A 1,280-nucleotide genomic window follows, 5' to 3' on the forward strand; every position below is an offset into this window, starting at 1 on the left:
TTTCGGTAATTATCATTTAAAAAACTGTATCCGTTTAGATACAAATATAGGAAATATTTTGGATTTGAAAAGTAATTTTGAATTATTCTAAAAGGACGTCTTAAATGCACCACAACGGTTTTGTATATGGCTCGTAGCGTGCAAATTAGCGTTTATTTTCGGTTGAGCACAAGCCAGATTTTTAAATTTTATTATTTATTTTTTTTTATTGGAAATCGTCAAATTTAAAAATTTGGCGACTTTCCAAATATGACTTAACTTCGATTAAGCAACTATTTAGCTATGAGCTATATACGTTGTTGTGCTTTCGTTATTTCAGCGTTACACTTTCAAAAATAGACTTTAATTCGTCCTTGTCAAATTCCATATTAGATTTTATTCCGATTGATAATTCGTTAGTATCTGTTTCCTTATTAATTGGTTCAAAATTCACGCTCGATATATTTGGATTTTTTTTGTCCGTCCATAAAGCTATTGTTCTTTTATACTTTCCAATCGTGTCGGTTTTCAATTCGTAAAATTCAAATTTGCTCTTGTTTTCTTCTGGAATACAAAAAGACACATAGTATTCCATTCCCTCAAATTCGAGTGAGTAATAAAATTCGCATTTACTCTCAGGTCCTTTGTCAAAAATTAAATTATCAGACATTTTGTGTAAAGTCAGATTTTTAATTTTTTTAGTTATTTCTCCAGGATTTATTTCTCCCTTTTCATTTTGGTATTTTTCTAAGTCAATTTGATTTAGAAACTTTTGCATCGTTTCAAAATCCATACTTTTTCGGCTATCTTCAATGAAAGATTCTTTGTTCATTGGTGGACTTGGTGAATACCAACCGTAATCAAAAATAAATTTTGACTTTCCGTTTTTAATTTCTCCAACAAAAGAGTCAATTCCATCAACCTTTTTGTATTTGAAATCTTTTGGCAATATAATACTGAATAAATCAAAATCAATTAAGTGACTTTTTCCATCATTTTGAGGAACGTAATTCACTCCGTTATTACAGCTAATTAGTAGTAAAAATGATAATAAAATGAGAATGTTTCTTTTTAGCACAGATTTTTTTTTATAATGAAGCACAACGTTGTTGTGTATGGTTAGTTGCGTGGTTAAGCAACTAAATTAGTAAACAAATACGAACCCGAGAAAATTCCGAAGGAATTTTCCAAATAAGCACTTGCCAAAGCAATTAATTATAGCATCGATGAAAAAGCAGTGGATCCAGTATCTTTAAAGTTCACCAAAACAATAAGATATGAAAACTGTACCCACTGCCCAA

The 1,280-nt window shown here is 29.8% G+C and carries 1 protein-coding gene; it reads right to left on the reverse strand.

Features of this window, described 5'->3' with window-relative positions:
• Window positions 1–310: 310 nt before the first annotated feature.
• Complete coding sequence (locus K8089_RS16055) at window positions 311–1,057, reverse strand: hypothetical protein (RefSeq protein WP_237604304.1); 747 nt, start codon at window positions 1,055–1,057, stop codon at window positions 311–313.
• Between the last annotated feature and the right edge of the window lie 223 nt (window positions 1,058–1,280).

The sequence above is a fragment of the Aequorivita vitellina genome (assembly GCF_022008365.1).
Taxonomy (GTDB): domain Bacteria; phylum Bacteroidota; class Bacteroidia; order Flavobacteriales; family Flavobacteriaceae; genus Aequorivita; species Aequorivita vitellina.